Origin of the sequence: Francisella sp. SYW-2 (genome assembly GCF_008711475.1) — a bacterium.
Lineage (GTDB): Bacteria > Pseudomonadota > Gammaproteobacteria > Francisellales > Francisellaceae > Francisella > Francisella salimarina.
Genome location: NZ_VXKO01000056.1, coordinates 1 through 2,969, shown reverse-complemented (window position 1 = coordinate 2,969; position 2,969 = coordinate 1). Strand labels below are relative to the sequence as shown.

The following is a 2,969-nucleotide window of genomic DNA, read 5'->3' as shown; positions in this document are numbered from 1 at the left end:
GAATATATTGAGGCTTATTATAATACTAAAAGGAAGCATTCAACTATAAATTACATGACTCCTAGTCAGTTTGAATATATAATGAAGAATGAAGTTAATAACTGTCCCAAATTAGCAGGATAGATCATAATTATAGGCAATTTCAATTTGAAACACTACCATAATTGATAACATTTATGTAATATAAGTCTAATGTAACAATGCTTGTAAATTCATAATCAATCAGCTCAGTTCTTAGTGAAATTGTCCAATAGGCTACACACCTATTCTCTTTCATTAATTGTTAAAATAATTAGTCCCTTTTCATTGATTCCATAGGTGGCGCTTATGTTGCTGGTTACTTCTAATAAATTTGCATTAAGGGTTATTTTTTGTGATTTTTCATCACATGTTGGTTTACTGAGGCATGTATACAGATTTGATCCATTAGCTATTTTTTTATTAAAATCATCAATACCAATAAACCAACCTTTTTTGTCTTTTTTTGAGAAGACAACACTTGCTTCATAAACATCAGTTTTTTTACCAGGATACAATATTGTAGTTTTAAAATTAGACATAATAGGATTATCTTTTTCTTCTTCCAACTCATATATTGTATCTTTCTCACTTTTTATATATAACTCTTTGCCTGTATTATTCGTTATCTTAGCTATTGTATTTAATGCTAATACTTGGTTTACTAATGCCAGCAAACATACTATAAAAATAAAGATTTTCTTCATTATTCATCTCCTTGTTGCATATTAACTATCTCTATATCATCATCGTTGAGTGGGCCATATTGATCATCATCTATACTAAAATCATCTTGATTACTTTCATTAATGTTCTCTAGATCATCTAACAATCCTTTTTCTCCTAATTTTTTATCTACCCAATTATTAACTTTTTCATAATTTAAAGAAAAATCACTGTTATTAGGCTTAGCAAACATATCCAAATAATAGGCTAAACTTCCTTTACTGTTAGTATTAGGTAGAACTTTTATAGCTTCTCTATATGATGCAAAAAAATTATCTAATTCATCTAAGAATTTTTGTGTTAATGATGAAAAGAATAATTCTTTCTTTTCATCATTAGTAAGATCTTCGCTATAAGACTCAGATATTTCAGAAGGCTCGCGATTAAAATACTCATCACATATATTAATATCTAATTCATCTTTAAAACTGAGCGCCATATAGATATAGGAGTAATTCAGTTTAAGCCTTTCAAGTGTATTTAATAATTGATTTCGAAGAAGGAATGCTCTTATTTGACCAGGAATTCCATGTCTATTCCATGTTCCATAGCTTTTCGTTTCCATTGCTATTGAAATTAATGTACTTACTATATAAGTTGCTAAATTAGCGATGTGACCTGGAGATAAAAATGCTTCTGCTACGCCACTTAGTTTAACTATTTTTTCAAGCTCATCTTTTAAACTATCATTAGCTATACTTAGCAAATAGCTTTTACTATAACCCATCGAAGCTTGTTCGATTTCTTTACCTAAAAATTTTGTTCCTGTATTCTCATCAAATTTTTTTATATACTCTCTAATACCTGACGATATATTATTAATATTTAAGAAGCCCTTATAAAACCTTTTTGATATTTCTGTTAAAGTATCTTTGCTAAACTGGTCAAAACTTAATTGACTCTCTACTCTATCAACTAATAAAGAAATCTCTTCTTTTTCGCTTGTTGAATAGCATTCATCAAATACTTGATCAAACTTACTTTCTTTCTGAGCAAATTTAAAAAATATTAAATCTTGTCGATTTGATTTATCAAGATCTTCAATTTTAGTAATAGATAGGTGTTTGCGAGAGATGCCTAAAAAATCATCTTGTGATATATTAGTCAACCTTGTACCTAAAACAGAGAAAAGATTTGTTAGAGTGCTAGGCATTCTAGTTCTTGGTGTTAAACATAACGTAAGATATTGTTGAATAGTTTTTTTATCTAAAATAAATGTAGGATCTATGAAGCATTTATTATATATACTCAGAATACAGAATGAATAATGAGATGTAATATTTCTATTTTTTGTATTGCTTTCTAATGCTTTATTTAGTTTTTTTCCGAAATACTTTAAAAAATTAATTTTGTCACTATCACTCCCCTGAGTTTTTAACATATTAATAACTACTTGTTTTCTTCTTGCTTTTTTCCATTCCATTTTATACAAAGTATTTAAAAGGATAGCTTTTTTTTGATCTTTGGCTAGAGGGTTCACAGTGCTTACAACCATATTAAAGCTATGTAAAGCTGAGCTTAATGATTCGCTAACTATATTCCTGCTGTTTTGTATATTGTAAAGCGCTATAAAAGATTTTATGCCTTCGGAGATAGCATCTAATAAATCATCTATAGTTGTAAATGTTTTCAAGTATTCGCTTGACTCTTTAAAAAAAACTTCTGTGTTTTCCATGATTAATAATTTAATGTACTCTTTTAAGTAAAAGCTACTACTTTTTTTTAAATATAAAATATTAATAATGTAACACTACGTATTATCTTTCAATAGTCCTTATTTTACTCTTAACACTTTTAATGGGAACATTACATATAGTAACCCATAAAGGGAAATGGAGAATATCTATATGAACTAGGTTTAGAAGAAACTATATAAATAGAGTAATTAGAAAGGTTTTGTTGAAGTATGTTAAAGAGGTTGGTATTGAAATATCAATATCGTCTTATGAACTTAGACTCTTATTGTTTGCATGGTTTTAAAAAAGAAAAATATAAGTAATACTACTCATTCAGTAATATTCTAATTGTGAGAAAAGAGATTCTTTGGAGTTATATTTTAAGCTCCGAATTACTGAATGCAAAGCAAAATATAATAAAATTCTCTGTACACGATAAAAAATATTGAAAGGACTGATTAAAGCCTTATATATTCATTATTTGCGAAAGATGAAAAAGTACTTTAATCAGCTAAGAGGAAGTCTATCTGAAATATTCAATTGGCACAA

3 protein-coding genes are annotated in these 2,969 nt (G+C 27.6%); 1 reads left to right on the top strand and 2 read right to left on the bottom strand.

Annotation, left to right across the window (positions count from 1 at the left end):
• The first annotated feature begins 6 nt into the window (after positions 1-6).
• Positions 7-123: a hypothetical protein gene (locus tag F3D57_RS10535; protein WP_411961514.1), complete on the top strand. Its 117-nt coding sequence runs from the start codon at positions 7-9 to the stop codon at positions 121-123.
• Between the two features lie 140 nt (positions 124-263).
• On the opposite strand, the gene F3D57_RS10105 is transcribed toward F3D57_RS10535, so the two are convergent.
• Both F3D57_RS10105 and F3D57_RS10100 read right to left on the bottom strand, forming a co-directional pair.
• Positions 264-725 carry a hypothetical protein gene (locus F3D57_RS10105; protein ID WP_150466161.1) on the bottom strand — a complete coding sequence of 154 codons (462 nt, stop codon included), beginning with the start codon at positions 723-725 and terminating at the stop codon, positions 264-266.
• Positions 725-2,419 carry a hypothetical protein gene (locus F3D57_RS10100; protein WP_150466160.1) on the bottom strand — a complete coding sequence of 565 codons (1,695 nt, stop codon included), beginning with the start codon at positions 2,417-2,419 and terminating at the stop codon, positions 725-727. Before F3D57_RS10100 ends, F3D57_RS10105 begins: the two co-directional genes overlap by 1 nt.
• Positions 2,420-2,969 lie beyond the last annotated feature (550 nt).